This is a genomic window from Streptosporangium sp. NPDC050148 (assembly GCF_055586505.1).
This window is the reverse complement of sequence record NZ_JBVJIA010000020.1, coordinates 1-17,113: the sequence shown is the minus strand read 5'-3', so window position 1 is coordinate 17,113 and position 17,113 is coordinate 1. Positions and strand designations below refer to the sequence as shown.

Below are 17,113 nucleotides of genomic sequence, written 5' to 3'. Positions count from 1 at the left end.
AAACTCCCCCCCCCCCTGAAAAAAAAAGTCGACCCTCCTTTTGGCCCTCCCTCGATGCTGGGGTGACTCTCTCCTCCCCCTTCTCCCCCCCCCCCCCCCCCCCCCCCCCGCCCAACCGCAGCGGCAGGCTGCACGCGCTGTCGGACGGGGAGACCGAACGGTGCGGCATGCGCTGGACCGTCCTGCGCCCGCACTGGTTCATGCAGAACCTGCTGAACGAGGCGGGTGACATCTCCGCCACCGGTACGTTCTCGCTGAACATGTCCTCGGCGCGGATCGGCATGATCGACGTCCGCGACATCGCCGAGTGCGCCGCCCGCGTGCTGCTCGACGACCCCGACCGCCACCACGGCCGGACCTACACCCTCACCGGCCCGCGCTCGCTGACCTTCGACGAGGTCGCCGCCCGGCTGGGGTCCGCCCTGGGCAGGTACGTCACGTACCGGCCGGTCGACGACGAGACCAGGCGCGGGACACTGCTGGGGTACGGGGTCCCCGTGTGGATCGTCGACATGCTGGAGGAGTACGCGCGGGCGTACGACTCCGGCTGGGGCGACCTGACCACCGGCACGGTCGCCGACCTCCTCGGCCGTCCCCCGCGTGACGTCGCCGACTTCGCCCGCGACCACGCCGCGGCGTTCACCCCGGCCGGCGCCCTCTGATCCCGCGTGCCGCGTCCCGGCCGGCCTGCCGGGACCCGGCACCTTCCGGGACCCGGCACCGGCCGGGACGCGACACCGTCGGGGCGCGGGCGTCGGTCAGGACGCGGGCACCGACCGGGGCGCGGGCGTCGGCAGGGGCGCCGGCGTCGGCAGGGGCGCGGGCGCCGGCCGGGGTCAGCCCGGTGAGGGGGCCTGGGCGGCGCGGCGGACGGGCATCCAGGTGGGCACGGGGGCACCGGTCAGGAAGTCGCCGGCCAGCCGGGTGCACAGCTCGGGCTTCTCGTGCAGCAGGACGTGGGACGTCCCCGGGACGACGGCGAGCTGCGCGTCGGGCAGACCCCGGTACAGCTCCAGGGTGTGCTCCAGCGTCACGATGTCGTCGTCGGCGGCCATGACCAGCACCGGGCACGTCACGGCACGAAGCTCGGCCGCCGCCAGGGCGGGCTCCTCGTTCACCGCCCGCACGATCTTGGCCACCACGACCGGGAGATGGCCGGCGCCGTCGGGCGACACCTCCGCGTAGGCCGCGACCACGGGCGGGGGCATCTCGCCCTCGGCGGAGGGCCGGACGAGCATCGCCTCCATGTCGAAGGCGCAGCTGACCAGGACGAGCCGGTCGACCAGGTCCGGGCGGCGCAGGGCCACCCACAGCGCCACGGCCGCACCGGCGCTGTAGCCGGCCAGTCGTACCGGCCCGCCGACGACCTCGTCCAGGAACGCGATCGTGTCCTGCGCCATCACCTCGACCGTGATCGGCCCCGGCACGTCGGCCGTGTGGCCGTGGCCGCGGCGTTCGGGCAGCAGCAGCCGGAACCGGTCCGCCAGCGCGCCGAGGTTGCCGTCGAAGTCCCTGCTGTCGGAGAAGCCACCGTGCAGCAGCACCAGCGGCTCCCCTTCGCCGCGCTCGTCGTACCACATGCGCACACCGTTCACATCCGCGTAGTCCGCCATCGTGGCGCCGTCCCCTCGTTCCGCTCCCGGTGACCGTCACCGGGTACGCGGGTAGTACGAAGCGGAGCCCGAGAACTCATCGCCCGCGCGGGAAAATCTTCAGGACGTCCGCCCCGCCCCCGGTTCCAGGACGTCCGGCAGGCCGAACAGCGGGAAGAGCCGCCCGGCGTCGAGGTAGGTCGTCACCTCGGTGACCAGCCCGTGCGAGAGCGTGAGGACCATCAGCGCGAACGGCTCCGGCCGGCCGCCCGGCCCGTCCGGCCGGTACTGCGCGAACGCGGGCGAGCCGTTGGCCGTGGTCGCCAGCAGGCGCGCGCCCGCGCAGGGCCGCCCGGCCGCCAGCAGCACCTCACGGATCGCGGCCCTGCCCCGCAGCCACCACGCGAACGGCGGCATGGACATCACGGCGTCCTCGTGCAGCAGCGCCACCATGGCCTCGACGTCGTACCGCTCGAAGGCGTCGCAGTACCGGGCCAGGAGCCGCCGCTGCGCCGGGTCCATCGGCCGGTAGGGCTCGCCCGGGTCGGCACGGACGGCCCTCAGCGTCGTTCGGGCGCGCTGCAGCGCGCTGGTGACGGACGCCACCGTGCACTCCAGCAGCCCGGCGACCTCGTCGGCCTTCCAGCACAACACGTCACGCAGGATCAGCACCGCCCGCTGGCGGGGCGGCAGGTGCTGCAGCGCGGCGACGAACGCCAGGCGGACCGTGTCGCGCTGCGCGGCCAGCTCCGCCGGGTCACCTCCGACGGGCAGCACGCGGCCGTCCGGGACCGGCTGGACGAAGGCGCTCTCCGGCAGCGGCGCGCCGAGGCCGGGACCGGCCTGCGCCGACGGGCCGAGGTCGATCGCCGACGCCCGGCGCCGCGCGCCCCGCAGCATGTCGAGGCAGACGTTGGTGGCGATGGCGTGGAGCCAGGACCGTAGCGGCGCGCGGCCCTCGTCGAACCGGTCGAGGCTCGCCCAGGCGCGCACCAGGGTCTCCTGCACGGCGTCCTCCGCCTCGAACGGCGAGCCGAGCATCCGGTAGCAGTGACCGGCCAGGGCGATCCGGTGCGGCTCCAGCAGGTCCGCGCCGCGCGGCGAGGACGGGCCCGCACCGTCGGGCGCGGCCCGGGGGTCCTTGGGGCGCGACGGCGCGGTCGTCCCGCCGTCGGCCCTCGCATGACCGGTCACGCACGCGAGGGTACCGCCTCCTCAGCCGGTGAGCCGCGCGCTCCCCCGGGTCCCGCCCGGCAGCCGGTACGGCTCGCCGCAGAAGTAGCGGTTCAGCGCGTCGAGGACGGACAGCAGCATCGGCACGACCCCGGGGTCGTTGCGCTGCACGTTGACCGACACCGTCATCCGGCGCGTCCCGGTGGCGTCGGCGAAGCCGAAGGTCTGGTAGCCGGGGATCGAACCGGTCGCGCCCCACATCGGGCCGCAGGTGAGCGCCACCGACTCCAGCCCGAGGCCGTACTCGGGGAAGATCGGCGCCTGCGGCGTGGCGACGCCGGTGCGCATCCGCGCCAGCAGCTCCGGGCCGACGAGCCGGCCGCCGAAGAGCGCCCGGTGGAAGCGGTTGACGTCGCGGGCGTCCGACACCACGCCGTAGGCCGCCCAGGCGAAGGAGGGGTTCAGCCGGGTGACGGGCCTGAGCGCGCCGGGCGCGGCGGGGTCGGCGCCCCGGGGCAGGTGGTAGCCGGTGGCGTGCGGGCCGCGGATGACGTCCGAGGTGACGGGCAGGTACGAGCGGGTCATCCCGGCCGGGCGGAAGATCCTCCGGTCGAGCTCCGCGCTCAGGTCGCGGCCCGTCACCTTCTCCACCAGCAGCCCGAGCAGGATGTAGCCGGTGTTGGAGTAGGCGAAGCGGCCCCGCTCGGGGCGTGGCAGCCGCTCGGCCTCGGCGACGAGCCGCCCGGGGGTGTAGGTGCGCTCGCCGTACCGCTCGGGATCGGCGAACTCGGGGGCGGCGACGTAGTCGGCCAGGCCGCCCGTGTGGTTCAGCAGCTCCCGCACGGTGATCCGGTCGCCGTCGGCGACGTGGCCGGGCAGCCGCTCGCCGATCGGTTCCTCCAGCCTCACCCTCCCCTCCTGGACGAGCTGCAGGACGGCCGCCGACACCATGGTCTTGGTGAGGCTGGCGACGCGGAAGCGCGCCTGGCGCGGCACCGGCCCTCCCGTCCGCAGGTCGGCGGTCCCGGCCGTGCCGATCCAGGTGCCGCGGTCGTCGTCGATCCTGGCCAGCACGCCGGGCGCGCCGGCGGCCACGACGGCGTCCAGTGCCCGGCGTACCCCGGCGGGATCCTCGTACCGGGCGTGCGCGACGGCGGGATCCTCGTGACGGGTGTGCGCGACGGCCGGTGAGGCCGACAGGAGTCCCGCGACGACGAGGGCCGCGGCCGCGATGTGACGGCCGTTCGCTGACGGCATGCGCGTCTTCCTTCCGATGGAGGGGTGGGTCGGTCTCCATCCTGGAAGCGCCGGTGGCCGCCCTCCTCCCCCATGGTGACGATCTTCGTCTGCGACGGTGGTCGCACCCGCGTACGACCGTGGGGGCGGGGTGCGCGGGAGGTGGGCCGCGCGTGCCCGCGGGCCGGCGAGAGGGCGGGGCGAGGGCTTCGAATCGCGCGCCGCCCATTGACGCGGGCCCGCCGCCGGGCTACTAATACGCCTACGCCCGCTTCACCACTCCCTGCGAACGCCGTGAGATGTTAACGTTAACAACGCGTGGAGGCCGTCGAATGCGCACCCGCCGAAGAGGCCTGGCCGCCCTGCTCGCCGCCTTCCTGGCCCTGGTCCTCGCCCCGCCACCGGCTCGCGCCTCCCTCACCGTGACCTCGCCGTGACCTCACCGCCGGCCTGACGAGACAAGGACGAATCGAATGCCCCCCACCCCCGTGCGCCGCACACTGGTGACCGCGCTGGTCACGCTGCTCGCCGTGATCGGCGGCCTGCTCCTGCCGGTGACGGCCCACGCCTCCCCGGCCGTCCAGTACACCAACCCGCTGGCCGCCCAGCGCGCCGACCCGCACATCTTCCGCCACACCGACGGCTACTACTACTTCACCGCCACCGTTCCCGAGTACGACCGCATCGTGCTGCGCCGCGCCACCACCGTCCAGGGCCTGTCCACCGCGCCGGAGACGGTCATCTGGCGCAGGCACACCAGCGGCGAGATGGGCGCCCACATCTGGGCGCCGGAGATCCACTTCATCAACGGCAAGTGGTACGTCTACTTCGCCGCCGGCCGCGCCGACGACGTCTGGCGGATCCGGATGTACGTCCTGGAGAGCAGCGCCGCCAACCCGCTGACCGGCTCCTGGACCGAACGCGGCCGCATCACCACCCCCTGGGACACCTTCGCGCTGGACGCCTCGACGTTCGTCACGAACGGGGTCCGCTACCTCGTCTGGGCCCAGCAGGAGCCGGGCATCTCCACCAACTCCAACCTGTACATCGCCCGCATGGGCGCCAACCCGTGGACGATCACCGGCCCCACCACCCGGCTGACCGTGCCCACCCTGGCCTGGGAGACGCGCGGGTACAAGGTGGCCGAGGGGCCCGCGGTGATCCAGCGCAACGGCCGGCTCTTCCTCACCTACTCGGCCAGCGCCACCGACGCCAACTACTGCCTGGGCATGCTGACCGCCTCGGCCTCGGCCGACCCGCTCAACGCCTCGTCCTGGACCAAGAGCCCCAACCCGGTCTTCGCCAGCAACGCCTCCACCGGCCAGTACGGCCCCGGCCACAACTCCTTCACCGTCTCCGAGGACGGCCAGAGCGACATCCTCGTCTACCACGACCGCAACTACCGCGACATCACCGGTGACCCGCTCAACGACCCCAACCGCCGTACCCGCGTCCAGAAGGTCCACTGGCGGGCCGACGGCACCCCCGACTTCGGCATCCCCGTCCCCGACGGCGTGACTCCGGTGCGGCTGATGTCCCACGACGTCCCGGGCTCCGCGGTACGCCACTGGGAGTACCGGGCCCGCCTGGAGGCGAACGTCTCCCCGCTGGCCGACTCCCAGTTCAGGCTCGTCACCGGCCTGTCCGGGTCGGGCACCGTGTCCCTGGAGTCCACCAACTTCCCCGGCTACTACCTGCGCCACCGCGACCACGCGGCCTGGGTGGAGAAGAGCGACGGCACCGCCCTGTTCAGGGCCGACGCGAGCTTCACCCGCCGCACCGGGCTCGCAGGTTCCGGCACGGTGTCGCTGGAGTCGGCCAACTTCCCCGGCTACTTCCTGCGTCACCGCGCCGGCCAGGTGTGGGTCGAGCAGAACGACGGCACCGCCACCTTCCGGGGCAACGCGAGCTTCGTCCTGGAGTAGAACGCGCACGGGGCGTCCCCCGCGTCGGCCGGATCGGGACGCCCCGGCGCGTACCGGAACGCCGTCCGGTCTTCCCCGCATGGGAGCGCGGTCCGGTTCTCACCGGCCGTGGGAAGGCCGGACGGCATCGCACCCTCCACGAGGACTACCTCCTCGTGGAGGGTGCTCTGCGCTACCGGGCGGGACCCTGCCGGGCCGGCATCACGGCTCCTGTCAGGAGATGCTCCACTGCTGGGCGTTGTTGCCGCTGCAGGTCCACTGCCGCACCTCGGAGCCTGCGGCCGTTCCCCAGTTGTAGTTGTCCAGGCACAGGCCGCTGTGCCGGTTGGTCAGGGTGGAATGACCACCTCCCACCGAGGTGACGCGCCACTGCTGGACGGCCAGGCCGTTGCACGTCCACTGCTGGACCGGCGCCCCGGCCGCGGTGCCCCAGTCACGATTGTCCAGGCACAGGCCGCTGTGGCGGTTGACGATCGTGGAGTACCCGTCGGCGGCCGGGATGATCTGCCAGTCCTGGAGCGCCTGTCCGGTGCAGGTCCACTGGCGCACCTCGGCGCCGGGGGTGGTCACCCCGTTGTAGTCGTCCAGGCAGAGGTTGCTGTGGCGGTTGCGGATGCGCGCGTAGGCAGGGGCGACCTCACCGGAGGGGCCGGGCAGGACCGTGGAGGTCGAGACCGGCACACCGAGGTCAGGGGTGCCGTCGGCGTTCCACGAGATCTTCTGCACCCGGGTGGTGCGGGTGGTGCCGCAGCCCTGGCTGGAGGAGGAGTTGGCGTGGTAGGCGATCCAGGTCTCGGTGCCGTCGGGTGAGGTGAAGAACGAGTGGTGGCCGGGGCCGTAGACGCCCGCCGCGTCGTTGCGCTGGAAGAGGGGGTCGGCGAACTTGGTCCAGGATGCGGCCGCCAGTGGGTCGCCGCCCCGGTACTCCAGCATGCCGATCTTGTAGTTGGGGCCGTTGCAGTGGCTGGCCGAGTAGGTCAGGAAGGTGCGGCCGCCGCGCTGCAGCGCGAAGGTGCCCTCGTTGACGGCGCCGTTCTGGCGCTCCCAGGCCAGGGTGGGGGCCGAGATCCGCCGCCCGTACGCGCTCGCCGTCCAGGGGTTCGACATCGGCGCGATGAACAGCGACTGCAGGTTGTCCTCGGGCGCGAACGCCGAGAAGGTCATGTAGAGGTTGCCGTTGAGCTTGAGCAGGCTGGCGTCGATCGCCCAGCCGTTGTTCGGCATCAGGTTGACGATGCCGCGGACGGTGTAGGGGCCCATCGGGTCGGATCCGGCGCTCTCGGCGACGTGGGTGCGCCGGGGCAGGCTGCCCTGCTCCACCGAGTAGTACAGGTACCAGCGGTCGCCGACCATCTCCAGGTGCGGGGCCCACATCGTGTTGCCGCCGGTCCGCACGACGACCTGCTCGGGAGCGCTGCGCAGACCCGCGATCGTGGACGAGCGGCGCATCACGACGTCGGCCGACCAGGTGGTCGCGACGTAGTAATAGAACCCGTTGTGGAAGACCAGCGTCGGATCGGCGCTGTTCGGCACGCCGACGACGGGGTTGGTGAACGAAGGGCCGGGCGCCGCCGCGGCGCGAGCGGGGCCGACGGCGGTCGCGGCTGCGGTGGCGGTGCCGGTCACGGTGGCGGTCACGGCTGCGGCCGGGCCTGCGGCCACCAGCGACTGGCACAACGTGAGCAACGCCACGACGGCCGCCGCGAACGCGGCACCGGGGCGACGGCGCACGGGCCGTGGGGAGGGACGTACGAGCCTGGTCATGGGGGGTACCTCTCGGTGGACGATCGGCCGGAAAGACGCGACGGATTTTGTTAGCGCTAACACACAAATGCGGCGCAGGGTGGGAGTGAATGCAGGCGATAGACGTGTTAGCGTTAACAAAGAGCGGCCCATGAAAAGGACCGTTCGTCGCGTGTAACGCAGTCTTAACCCGCGTGGGCGGAAGGTGTCAACATCGTCCGGCCAGGATCCGTCCCGTCCGGACGGGCGGGCGGGCGCGACGGGGCCTCCGTCGCGCCGGTCTTGAGGCCTCTTCCCTGCGGGAACGGGGTCCACCGGAGCCGAGCGCGCTCGGCGGTCCTGTTAGCGTTGTCGCATGGGGAGTGAGCGTCTTTGAGGGCGAAGTCGAACGATGACCGGCCGTCCTCCAGACCTGCGGTGCTGGAGGACGTCGCCGCGCTCGCCGGAGTGTCGGCGATGACCGTGTCGCGAGCGCTGAACGCGCCCGAGCGGGTGCAGGTCGAGACCCGGGCGCGCGTGCTGGCCGCGGTGCGGGAGCTGGGCTACCGTCCCAACGCCGCAGCCCGCCAGCTCGTCACGGGCCGGTCCGGAGTGCTGGGGGTGGTCAGCATCGACACCCCCCTGTACGGTCCGGTCTCGACCCTCTACAGCATCGAACGCGCCGCCAGGCTCAACGACTACTCCGTGAGCATCGCCAGCCTGAGCACGCTCAACCGGCGCTCGATCGAGGAGAGCCTCCGCCAGCTGCAGTCCCAGCTGGTGGACGGCGTCATCATCGTCGCGCCGCACGAGTCGGCGGCCGACGGCCTGCGCCACCTGCGGTCGAAGATCCCCGTGGTCGCGGTCGACGCCGGCGCGGGCCTTCCCGTTCCCGTCGTCATGGTCGACCAGAGGGCGGGAGCCGCGCGGGCGACCAAGCACCTGCTCGACCTCGGCCACGAGACGGTGTGGCACCTTGCGGGCCCGGCCGACTGGATCGACGCCAACGGCCGGGTCGAGGGCTGGCGCGAGACGCTGGAGGCCGGGCGGCATCCGGTCCCCGAGGTGCTGCGCGGGGACTGGAGCTCGCGATCCGGTTACCAGCTCGGCCGTCACCTTGCACGGGACCCCGAGGTGACGGCCATCTTCGCGGGCAACGACCAGATGGCGCTGGGCGTGCTGCGGGCCCTGCGCGAGGCCGGGCGGCGCGTTCCCGAGGACGTCAGCGTGGTGGGCTTCGACGACATTCCGGAGTCCGCCTACTTCTGGCCCCCGCTCACGACGGTACGGCAGGATTTCGAGGAGGTCGGCAGGCACGCCTTCCACGTGCTGCTCGACCGGCTGGCGGGCAGGCCGAGCCAGATCCGCCGGCTGGTGGAGCCCGAGCTCATCGTCAGGGAGAGCACCGCGACCGCGCCGCGCTGACGCCGGCCGGTCCCGGGCCGGCACGGCCGGTCACGCACCGCACCGGCCGTCCGGCCTCGCATCGGCCACTCGCCCCCTCCGTCCCCACCGTCCGGTTCGGCCGTTCAGCCGTTCGGCCGGGCCGCCGTCAGGGCTGGAACAGCGCGGCGGGCGCGTCGCGCACATGGGCGGCCAGCGGTCCTGCGACGTGTTCGGCGTCGCGGGTGACGCCGCGCAGGGTGTTGGAGGCGAACGAGCGCTGGAACTCCAGCCCGACGTACACCAGGCCCGGATGGGTGGTGGAGATCCCCCCGGCGTGCCGGGGCGCGCCTTCGGAGTCCAGGGCGCCCAGGGGACGCAGGTAGCCCAGGGCGGGCCGGTACCCGGTGGCGAAGACGACCGCGTCGGCGCGCTCGCGCGTACCGTCGGCCCAGACGACGCCCTCGGGGGTGAAGGCGGTGAACATGGGACGGCGCCGCATCCTCCCCGAGCCGAGCGCCTCCCGGTAGCGGCCCTGGTCCAGCACCAGGGTGGGCCCGCCCATCGCGGCCAGCCATTCGGGTGGCAGGTCGTCGAACCCGGTCGCGGCCAGCCAGTGGTGGATGTCGTGGCCGCGTACGCGCTGGTCGAGGAACGCCACCGGGGCGCGGGTGGCCAGGGTGACCGTGGCGACCCCCGCCAGCTCGTGGCCGACCTGGACGGCGGAGTTGCCGGCGCCCACCACGATGACGCGCAATCCGGCGTACGGGGCGGGGTCGCGGTAGTCGGCCACGTGCGTCAGGTGTCCGGTGAAGTCCTCCTGGCCGGGAAGCCGGGGCAGGTACGGGTTGGCGAAGGAGCCGCTGGCGGCCACCACGCCCCGGGTGCGCAGCGGCCGCCCGTCGCCGGTGCGCACGACGAAGCCCCCGCTTCCGTCGCGCTCCACCGCCTCGACCGGGGTGTTGACGCGGATGTCGGCCCCGTCGGCCCGCAACCGGTCGGCGTGGTGGAGCAGGTACTCCACCACCTCGTCACGATGCGGATATCGGTCGCCGTCACCCCCGTGGGGGAACGGCAGGGCGCCCAGGGCGCTGTGGCGGGCGGGTGAGAACAGGGTGAGGCTGTCGTAGTAGGACGGCCAGGAACCGGCCGTCCGCTCGCCGGCCTCCAGGACGACGGGGGTCAGGCCGGCGTCCAGCAGGGCGCGGGCGGCGGCCAGCCCGGACTGGCCGCCGCCGATGACGACGACGTCGAAGGCATCGGTGACGCCGGGGGGATCGGTGCTCATGACACCGCATCATATCTTCGAATCCAGAAATGACAATATGACGTGACGGGGTGATGCTATGACCATGAGCACCGACGGGATCGAGTTGAGCGATGCGGCACGCGCCTTTCTCAAGGCGATGGCCAGCGAGACCCGCCAGCAGATCCTGGCGCTGTTCGCCGGCGGGGCGGAGCTGACCGTGTCCGAGGTGGCCGAGCGCCTCTCGCTGGCCCAGTCGGCCACCTCCACCCACCTGGCCACCCTGCGCGACGGCGGCGTGCTGGCCTCCCGCCGGGAGTGGAAGACCGTCTACTACCGGGCGGACGCGGGACGGATCGGCCGGGCCCTGAGCGACCTGCAGGCGAGCCTGCGGGCGTGCTGCCCTCCGGGCGACCGCTCACCGGACGCCCCCTGCGGATGAACCTCGCGACCGGCGACGGGGACGAGGCCGCGACGACCGGCCCGGCGGGAGAGGCCCGTCGGGCCCGGCACCTCACAATTTAGGTATGCGTCTATATTGACAACCCTCAAATCAGTGGGCACCCTGGTCCTACTTAGACAATCTTCTAAACAGTAGGGGCCGGGGCTCACCGTCCCCGGCGCCCCTGACGGTCAGCGCACGACGCACAGGAGACGACCATGAGTGATGGATGTTGCGGCCCGGCGGCCGTCGAGATCGAGCCGTTCACGTCCGCGAGCTCCACGGGGAACGGCGCTGAGCGCTCCGAGCCGCCCGTGGTGGTGATCGGCGCGGGCCCGGTGGGCCTGGCCGCGGCCGCCCACCTGGCCGAACGCGGCGTGGACTTCCTCGTGCTGGAGGCCGGCCAGCACGCCGGCGCCTCGATCGCCCGGTGGGGACACGTGCGCACCTTCAGCCCGTGGCGCTACAACGTCGACGCCGCCGCCCGCCGCCTGCTCGCCGCCGAGGGGTGGAAGGAACCGGATCCCGGGTGGCTGCCCACCGGCGCCGAACTGATCGACGACTACCTCACCCCGCTGGCCGGGCACCCCGCGATCGCGCCGTACCTGCGGTTCGGAACCAGGGTGAGCGCGATCAGCCGCCTGAGCCACGACCGCGTCCGCTCCGCGGGCCGACAGGACGAACCCTTCGTGATCCGCCTGGGCGACGGCGACGAGCTCTGCGCCCGCGCGGTCATCGACGCCTCGGGCACCTGGAACACCCCCAACGTGCTGGGCGCCAACGGCCTTCCCGCCCACGGCGAGGCCGACGCCGCGCGGTTCGTCGACCACGCCCTGCCCGACGTGCTGGGCGCCGACCGCGCCACCTACGAGGGCCGCCACACCCTCGTGATCGGCGCCGGGCACTCGGCCGCCACCACCCTGCTGGCCCTGGCGCGGCTGGAGGACACCCCCGTCACCTGGGCCATCCGCGCGGGCGGGGCGGAGCGCACCTACGGTGGCGGCGCGGCCGACGCCCTGCCCGAGCGCGGCGCCCTCGGCACCCGCCTGCGCGCCCTGGTCGAGGAGGGGCGCATCACCCTGCTGACCGGTTTCTTCACGCACACCGTCACGGCCGGGGACGCGGGCGTGACGGTGACCGGCCGCTCCCCCGGCGGCGGCGAGCGGAGCGTCACCGCCGACCGGATCGTGGCCGCCACCGGCTACCGCCCCGACCACTCCATCGCGAGCGAGCTGCGCCTGGACCTCGACCCCGTCCTCGGCTCCACCCGCGCGCTGGCCCCGCTGATCGACCCCAACCACCACTCCTGCGGCACCGTCCCCGCCCACGGCGAGGCCGAACTGGCCCACCCCGAGGCCGGCTACTACGCCGTCGGCGTCAAGAGCTACGGCCGCGCCCCCACCTTCCTGATGGCCACCGGGTACGAGCAGGTCCGCTCGGTGGTCGCCGCCCTGGCCGGGGATCTCGACGCCGCCCGCGAGGTGCGCCTGGAACTGCCCGAGACCGGCGTGTGCTCCTCCGGCCTGGCCGAGGCGCAGGAGGTGAGGGTGGGCCTGGCCACCGGCATCGGCGGCGGACTGCTCGCCACTCCCCTGCCGCAGGTCACCGCAGGGACCGGTGGCGGCTGCTGCGGCTGAGCCCCGGCGGGTCGTCGCCGCGCCGCCGGTCACGTACGGCGCGGCGACGGCGGCCGTCACGGCCGTGCGCCGACCGGCGCGTTCATCCCGGCCGCCCGGCATCGCCTATGATTTAGACACGTATCTAACCGTGGAGCCGCCGACATGAACGCCACCACCGCCTGCTGCGCGCCGATCGTCCGCGAGCCCATCTCACCGGCCGACGCGGCCGAACTGGCGGCGGCGCTCAAGGCGGTCGCCGACCCCGTCCGGCTTCGGCTGCTGTCGATGATCGGCTCCCACCCCGGTGGCGAGGCCTGCGTGTGCGACCTGACCGGTGCCTTCGACCTCAGCGCCCCCACCATCTCCCACCACCTCAAGACCCTGCGGGTGGCCGGACTGATCGACAGCGAGCGGCGCGGCACCTGGATCTACTACCGGATCGTCCCCTCGGCGGTGGCCCGGCTGAGCGCCCTGTTCACCCCGCTGGCCGAGCCCGCGAACGTCTGATCCGGCCCCCGGCCGCTCGAACGTGTGCCCGGGGAAGGCGCGCGGCCGGTTCCCGCGACGGCCGTGCGCGCGGGAACCGGCGCGCACGGCCGCTCACCGGGCGGGACGCGGAGCCCGGATCAGCATGAGGTGAGGTGCCACGCGGGCTCCCAGTCGACGTCCAGCCACCTGTTGTCGACCGGATGGTTCGGAAGCACGACCTGCCAGTTCGAGTTCATCCGGTACGTTATGGCGCCACCGGTCTGGTTGTTACGGATCCAGCCACGCCCGTGCCAGTCGTACAGCGAGTAGTCACCGCACAGGTAGAGGTCCCAGATCTTCCAGGTGTTGATCCTGGAGTCCTGGTAGTCGAGCACCGCGACGCAGACGCGTCCGGAGCGGCAGCCCGGCAGGTAGCCGGGTGCACTGAGGCCACGGGCCCCCGTCGCGTAGTGCGGTGCCGGGACGGCTTTGCCGTTTCCCGCCATCGTCGGGTTCGGGTCGAAGGCGGCGGCACCGAGGTCGGCCGCCGGGTTCGGCTCGAGGGCGGGGGCGCCGAGATCGTCGGCCGCCGCCGGGCCCGCGAGCAGCGCCGCGCCGACCAGTAACGACGTGGTCGTCGCGATGAGCTTCCTGAGCATGGGCACGTACTCCGTTCCGATCGTGGATGTGGATGCGGACTGGTACCGCCCCAGTTCAACCGGCGGCCCGCGGTATCGGCCATGATCGGCGCGATCCTGTCCGTGAACTTGGCATCCGTGTCCGTCGGGCTGGTCTCGCGAGGATTCCCGGGCGCTGCGGATCACGCCGGACGCGTCCCGGGTGACGACGGCCGACGGGGAGACGGAAGGCCCCCGCGATCACCGATCGCGGGGGCCTTCGGCACGACCGGCCCGTCCCGGGCTTCCATTAACCCCCTGGGGGTATGTTAGAGTCGCATCACGAGATACCCCACTGGGGTACATGCGAGAGGAGATCCCATGTGCACGGCATGCGCGTGCGACACCGCGGGCACCGGATCCACGCGGGTGGAGACCGGCGGTGAGAGCGTCTACCGGGTCGAAGGGATGACCTGCGGCCACTGCGTCTCGGCGGTCTCCACCGAGATCGGCGAGGTCGGCGGCGTGACCGGCGTCCGGGTCGACCTGGCCACCGGAGCCGTCACCGTCGGCGGAGGCGGGTTCTCCGACGAGGAGATCCGCGCGGCCGTGGACCGGGCGGGATACGCGCTCGCCGGACCCCTCTCGGCCGGCGCCTCCTAGGACGGCCGGCCCGGGCGGAGGAACGGCGGGCGCGCACCGGCGGGCGCGCCCGCCCGCGGGACCGCTCCCGGAGCACCGCGCCGGGCCGCGCCGGCGACCTCGGCCTCGTCGGGAATACCATACGGGGGTATCCTGTTATGGAAGGCGACGACGAAGGGCGGGGACATGCACGGCTACACCCACAACAAGCAGGACCACCTGCGGCGGCTGCGCCGCGTCGAGGGTCAGGTCCGCGGCCTGCAGCGGATGGTCGAGGAGGACAAGTACTGCATCGACGTCCTCACCCAGGTGTCGGCGGCGAACCGGGCCCTGCAGTCCTTCGCGCTGTCCCTGCTGGAGGAGCACCTGGCGCACTGCGTGGCCGAGGCCACCGCCAAGGGCGGCGCCGAGGCCGAGGCGAAGGTCAAGGAGGCCACCGACGCCATCGCCCGCCTTGTCCGTTCCTGATCGACGAGACCGACGAACAAAGGAGTGATCGTCATGACCACCACCACCTACACCGTCAAGGGTATGACCTGCGGCCACTGCGTCTCCTCCGTCAAGGAGGAGATCGGCGGGCTGCCCGGCGTCACCGGCGTCGAGGTGGACCTGGCCGGCGGCCTGGTGACCGTACGGAGCGAGGACCCGATCGACGCGGCGCGCATCACGGCCGCGGTCGAGGAGGCGGGATACGAAGTGGTGACCTCATGAACACACCGGCCAGACTGGGCGTCTACGCCCTCGGACTCGCCGTGATCTTCGGTGGGGCGCTGGGGGCCGGCAGCGCGGTGGGCTCGACCGGTCCCGCCCCCGTGGCGGACGCCCGCCCGGCCGCCTCCGCGGACCCGGGGGACGGTCACGGGACCCACGCGGAACCGGCCCCCGGTGCGACGGCGGGCGCGACGGCGAGCGGCGAGCCCGTCCCCGGAGGCCTCCAGGTCTCCCAGGACGGTTACACCCTGCTCCCGGAGACCACCGTGGTCGAGCCGGGCGAGGCGAGGGACTTCCGGTTCCGCGTGATCGGCCCCGACGGGAGGCCGGTCACCGGCTACCGTACGGAGCATGGCAAGAAGCTGCACTTCATCGTGGTCTCCCGCGACCTGGACGACTTCCGGCACCTGCACCCCGAGCTGAGCGGTGACGGTGTGTGGTCGGTGAGGCTGGACCTGCCCGGGGCCGGCGCCTACCGGGCGTTCGCCGACTTCGTCCCCGAGGGGGGCGGGGCGATGACCCTGGGCACCGACCTGCAGGCCCCCGGCGACCACGCCCCCGGGGCGCCGCCAGCGGTGAGCCGTACGTCCACGGTCGACGGCTACACCGTCACCCTGGAGGGGGCCCTGACCCCCGGAGCCTCCAGCAGGCTCACCCTCAAGGTCACCAGGGACGGCCGTCCCGTCACCGACCTGCAGCCCTACCTGGGCGCCTACGGGCACCTGGTCGCCCTGCGCGCCGGGGACCTGGCCTACCTGCACGTCCACCCCGACGGGGAACCGGGCGACGGCAGGACCGCCCCCGGCCCGGAGATCACCTTCCACGCCGAGGTGCCCAGCCGCGGCGACTACCGTCTGTTCCTGGACTTCCAGCACGAGGGAACCGTGCGCACCGCCGACTTCACCCTCCGCGCCGGCGAGCTCCCGGCCCCGGCACCGACGCCCACCTCGGAGCAGAAGCAGAAGCAGAAGCCGGAGCCGACGCCGTCCGCCTCGGACTCGCACGGCGACCACGACCACTGACCCTCGGCATGACGAGCGAAAGGAGCAGGTGATGTCCTCCCTCACCGACGACGGACCACAGGGCACGGTCGAACTCTCGATCGGCGGCATGACCTGCGCGTCCTGCGCCAACCGGATCGAGCGCAGGCTCAACAAGCTCGACGGCGTCACCGCGACCGTCAACTACGCCACCGAGAAGGCCAAGGTCACCTTCCCCGAGGACGTCGCCCCCGCGGACCTCGTCGCCGAGGTGGAGAAGGCCGGCTACACCGCCGTACTCCCCGCCGAGCCGAAGGACGACGCCGCGCGGGACGAGGCGGCGGGCGGGCCGGACGACGCCCTCGGGGCGCTGCGCCGGCGGCTGATCACCTCCGTGGTGCTCGCGGTGCCGGTGATCGCGATGGCGATGATCCCGGCGCTGCAGTTCACCAACTGGCAGTGGCTCTCGCTGACCCTGGCCGCACCCGTGGTGGTCTACGGGGGCGCGCCCTTCCACCGGGCCGCCTGGACGAACCTGCGTCACGGCGCCGCGACCATGGACACCCTGGTCTCGCTCGGCACGATCGCCGCGCTCGGCTGGTCGCTGTGGGCGCTGTTCCTCGGCACCGCGGGCACCCCCGGCATGACCCACCCGTTCGCGTTCACCATCGAGCGCTCCGACGGCTCGGGCAACATCTACCTGGAGGCCGCCGCCGGGGTGACCGCGTTCATCCTGGCCGGACGCTACTTCGAGGCCCGCTCCAAGCGCCGTGCCGGCGCCGCCCTGCGGGCGCTGATGGAGCTGGGGGCCAAGGACGTCGCCGTCCTGCGCGACGGCGTCGAGACCCGCGTCCCCTCCGGGGAGCTCACGATCGGTGACCGGTTCGTGGTCCGGCCCGGTGAGAAGATCGCCACCGACGGCGTGGTCGAGGAGGGCACCTCCGCCGTCGACGCCTCGATGCTCACCGGCGAGTCGGTCCCGGTGGAGGTGGGCGTCGGGGACGCGGTGACCGGCGCGACCGTCAACGCCGGGGGCCGCCTGCTCGTCCGCGCCACCCGCGTCGGGTCCGACACCCGGCTCGCCCGGATGGCCAGGCTGGTCGAGGACGCCCAGAACGGCAAGGCCCAGGTCCAGCGGCTCGCCGACCGCATCTCCGGGATCTTCGTGCCGGTCGTGATCGCGCTGGCCGTCGGCACGCTCGGCTACTGGCTGGGCACCGGCGACGGGGCCGGGGCGGCCTTCACCGCCGCGGTGGCCGTACTGATCATCGCCTGCCCGTGCGCCCTGGGCCTGGCCACGCCGACCGCCCTGATGGTCGGCACCGGGCGCGGCGCCCAGCTCGGCATCCTGATCAAG

At 73.0% G+C, this 17,113-nt stretch carries 18 protein-coding genes (1 of these 18 cut by a window edge); 12 read left to right on the top strand and 6 right to left on the bottom strand.

Translation table 11 applies throughout. The features are described 5' to 3' along the window. Together ACZ6RT_RS22550 and ACZ6RT_RS22545 are read left to right on the top strand one after the other, a co-directional pair. On the top strand, nucleotides 1-66 hold the final stretch of the coding sequence (locus tag ACZ6RT_RS22550; protein ID WP_470155837.1) for an SDR family oxidoreductase. 465 nt of this gene lie to the left of the window's left edge; only the last 66 of its 531 coding nucleotides appear in the window; its start codon lies off the left edge, out of view; its stop codon occupies nucleotides 64-66. Nucleotides 67-167: 101 nt separating this feature from the next. Then, nucleotides 168-662: a Rossmann-fold NAD(P)-binding domain-containing protein gene (locus tag ACZ6RT_RS22545; RefSeq protein WP_470155835.1), complete on the top strand. Its 495-nt coding sequence runs from the start codon at nucleotides 168-170 to the stop codon at nucleotides 660-662. Nucleotides 663-836: 174 nt separating this feature from the next. Here the strand turns inward: ACZ6RT_RS22545 and ACZ6RT_RS22540 are convergent, their stop codons facing one another. The 3 genes from ACZ6RT_RS22540 to ACZ6RT_RS22530 all read right to left on the bottom strand — a co-directional run bounded on the left by ACZ6RT_RS22540 (nucleotide 837) and on the right by ACZ6RT_RS22530 (nucleotide 4,022). Further along, nucleotides 837-1,613: an alpha/beta fold hydrolase gene (locus ACZ6RT_RS22540; RefSeq protein ID WP_399196680.1), complete on the bottom strand. Its 777-nt coding sequence runs from the start codon at nucleotides 1,611-1,613 to the stop codon at nucleotides 837-839. A 99-nt stretch (nucleotides 1,614-1,712) separates the two neighbouring features. Next, nucleotides 1,713-2,786: a sigma-70 family RNA polymerase sigma factor gene (locus ACZ6RT_RS22535; RefSeq protein ID WP_470155833.1), complete on the bottom strand. Its 1,074-nt coding sequence runs from the start codon at nucleotides 2,784-2,786 to the stop codon at nucleotides 1,713-1,715. 21 nt (nucleotides 2,787-2,807) lie between these two features. Further along, nucleotides 2,808-4,022 carry a serine hydrolase domain-containing protein gene (locus ACZ6RT_RS22530; RefSeq protein WP_470155831.1) on the bottom strand — a complete coding sequence of 405 codons (1,215 nt, stop codon included), beginning with the start codon at nucleotides 4,020-4,022 and terminating at the stop codon, nucleotides 2,808-2,810. 452 nt (nucleotides 4,023-4,474) lie between these two features. Here ACZ6RT_RS22530 and ACZ6RT_RS22525 point away from each other — a divergent pair, with 452 nt between their 5' ends. Then, nucleotides 4,475-5,926, top strand: coding sequence for a family 43 glycosylhydrolase (locus tag ACZ6RT_RS22525; protein WP_470155829.1), 1,452 nt, complete (start codon nucleotides 4,475-4,477; stop codon nucleotides 5,924-5,926). A gap of 213 nt (nucleotides 5,927-6,139) precedes the next feature. On the opposite strand, the gene ACZ6RT_RS22520 is transcribed toward ACZ6RT_RS22525, so the two are convergent. After that, entirely contained in the window at nucleotides 6,140-7,690 is a 1,551-nt protein-coding gene (locus ACZ6RT_RS22520) for a family 43 glycosylhydrolase (RefSeq protein WP_470155827.1), read from the bottom strand. A 396-nt stretch (nucleotides 7,691-8,086) separates the two neighbouring features. On the opposite strand from ACZ6RT_RS22520, the gene ACZ6RT_RS22515 reads away from it, so the two are divergent. Further along, nucleotides 8,087-9,073 carry a LacI family DNA-binding transcriptional regulator gene (locus ACZ6RT_RS22515; RefSeq protein ID WP_470155825.1) on the top strand — a complete coding sequence of 329 codons (987 nt, stop codon included), beginning with the start codon at nucleotides 8,087-8,089 and terminating at the stop codon, nucleotides 9,071-9,073. A gap of 127 nt (nucleotides 9,074-9,200) precedes the next feature. Here ACZ6RT_RS22515 and ACZ6RT_RS22510 read toward each other — a convergent pair whose 3' ends face one another. Further along, nucleotides 9,201-10,319: a flavin-containing monooxygenase gene (locus ACZ6RT_RS22510; RefSeq protein ID WP_470155823.1), complete on the bottom strand. Its 1,119-nt coding sequence runs from the start codon at nucleotides 10,317-10,319 to the stop codon at nucleotides 9,201-9,203. Between the two features lie 64 nt (nucleotides 10,320-10,383). Here ACZ6RT_RS22510 and ACZ6RT_RS22505 point away from each other — a divergent pair, with 64 nt between their 5' ends. The 3 genes from ACZ6RT_RS22505 (at nucleotide 10,384) to ACZ6RT_RS22495 (ending at nucleotide 12,845) form a co-directional block, all read left to right on the top strand. Next, nucleotides 10,384-10,719, top strand: coding sequence for an ArsR/SmtB family transcription factor (locus ACZ6RT_RS22505; RefSeq protein ID WP_399196687.1), 336 nt, complete (start codon nucleotides 10,384-10,386; stop codon nucleotides 10,717-10,719). A gap of 218 nt (nucleotides 10,720-10,937) precedes the next feature. After that, nucleotides 10,938-12,356, top strand: coding sequence for an FAD-dependent oxidoreductase (locus ACZ6RT_RS22500; protein ID WP_470155821.1), 1,419 nt, complete (start codon nucleotides 10,938-10,940; stop codon nucleotides 12,354-12,356). Between the two features lie 144 nt (nucleotides 12,357-12,500). Next, complete coding sequence (locus ACZ6RT_RS22495) at nucleotides 12,501-12,845, top strand: ArsR/SmtB family transcription factor (protein ID WP_399196689.1); 345 nt, start codon at nucleotides 12,501-12,503, stop codon at nucleotides 12,843-12,845. Between the two features lie 119 nt (nucleotides 12,846-12,964). Here ACZ6RT_RS22495 and ACZ6RT_RS22490 read toward each other — a convergent pair whose 3' ends face one another. Continuing rightward, complete coding sequence (locus ACZ6RT_RS22490) at nucleotides 12,965-13,465, bottom strand: hypothetical protein (RefSeq protein WP_399196690.1); 501 nt, start codon at nucleotides 13,463-13,465, stop codon at nucleotides 12,965-12,967. A gap of 339 nt (nucleotides 13,466-13,804) precedes the next feature. On the opposite strand from ACZ6RT_RS22490, the gene ACZ6RT_RS22485 reads away from it, so the two are divergent. From ACZ6RT_RS22485 to ACZ6RT_RS22465, 5 genes are all read left to right on the top strand, one after another. Beyond that, nucleotides 13,805-14,086: a heavy-metal-associated domain-containing protein gene (locus tag ACZ6RT_RS22485; RefSeq protein ID WP_470155818.1), complete on the top strand. Its 282-nt coding sequence runs from the start codon at nucleotides 13,805-13,807 to the stop codon at nucleotides 14,084-14,086. A gap of 165 nt (nucleotides 14,087-14,251) precedes the next feature. Beyond that, a complete protein-coding gene (locus tag ACZ6RT_RS22480; protein WP_399196692.1) occupies nucleotides 14,252-14,533 on the top strand; it encodes a metal-sensitive transcriptional regulator in 282 nt (93 codons plus the stop codon). Nucleotides 14,534-14,566: 33 nt separating this feature from the next. After that, nucleotides 14,567-14,776, top strand: coding sequence for a heavy-metal-associated domain-containing protein (locus ACZ6RT_RS22475; RefSeq protein ID WP_470155816.1), 210 nt, complete (start codon nucleotides 14,567-14,569; stop codon nucleotides 14,774-14,776). Next, nucleotides 14,773-15,798, top strand: coding sequence for a hypothetical protein (locus tag ACZ6RT_RS22470; protein ID WP_470155815.1), 1,026 nt, complete (start codon nucleotides 14,773-14,775; stop codon nucleotides 15,796-15,798). Before ACZ6RT_RS22475 ends, ACZ6RT_RS22470 begins: the two co-directional genes overlap by 4 nt. Nucleotides 15,799-15,829: 31 nt before the next feature. Next, nucleotides 15,830-17,113, top strand: a 1,284-nt coding sequence (locus ACZ6RT_RS22465; RefSeq protein WP_470155813.1) for a heavy metal translocating P-type ATPase, incomplete at its 3' end; no start/stop codon positions are given.

Coding starts and splice junctions, on each gene's coding strand:
- ACZ6RT_RS22545 (WP_470155835.1), top strand. CDS start 168: ATGCGCTGGACCGTCCTGCGCCCGCACTGGTTCATGCAGAACCTGCTG.
- ACZ6RT_RS22525 (WP_470155829.1), top strand. CDS start 4,475: ATGCCCCCCACCCCCGTGCGCCGCACACTGGTGACCGCGCTGGTCACG.
- ACZ6RT_RS22510 (WP_470155823.1), bottom strand. CDS start 10,319: ATGAGCACCGATCCCCCCGGCGTCACCGATGCCTTCGACGTCGTCGTC.
- ACZ6RT_RS22490 (WP_399196690.1), bottom strand. CDS start 13,465: ATGCTCAGGAAGCTCATCGCGACGACCACGTCGTTACTGGTCGGCGCG.
- ACZ6RT_RS22485 (WP_470155818.1), top strand. CDS start 13,805: ATGTGCACGGCATGCGCGTGCGACACCGCGGGCACCGGATCCACGCGG.
- ACZ6RT_RS22470 (WP_470155815.1), top strand. CDS start 14,773: ATGAACACACCGGCCAGACTGGGCGTCTACGCCCTCGGACTCGCCGTG.
- ACZ6RT_RS22475 (WP_470155816.1), top strand. CDS start 14,567: ATGACCACCACCACCTACACCGTCAAGGGTATGACCTGCGGCCACTGC.
- ACZ6RT_RS22480 (WP_399196692.1), top strand. CDS start 14,252: ATGCACGGCTACACCCACAACAAGCAGGACCACCTGCGGCGGCTGCGC.
- ACZ6RT_RS22500 (WP_470155821.1), top strand. CDS start 10,938: ATGAGTGATGGATGTTGCGGCCCGGCGGCCGTCGAGATCGAGCCGTTC.
- ACZ6RT_RS22520 (WP_470155827.1), bottom strand. CDS start 7,690: ATGACCAGGCTCGTACGTCCCTCCCCACGGCCCGTGCGCCGTCGCCCC.
- ACZ6RT_RS22540 (WP_399196680.1), bottom strand. CDS start 1,613: ATGGCGGACTACGCGGATGTGAACGGTGTGCGCATGTGGTACGACGAG.
- ACZ6RT_RS22530 (WP_470155831.1), bottom strand. CDS start 4,022: ATGCCGTCAGCGAACGGCCGTCACATCGCGGCCGCGGCCCTCGTCGTC.
- ACZ6RT_RS22495 (WP_399196689.1), top strand. CDS start 12,501: ATGAACGCCACCACCGCCTGCTGCGCGCCGATCGTCCGCGAGCCCATC.
- ACZ6RT_RS22505 (WP_399196687.1), top strand. CDS start 10,384: ATGAGCACCGACGGGATCGAGTTGAGCGATGCGGCACGCGCCTTTCTC.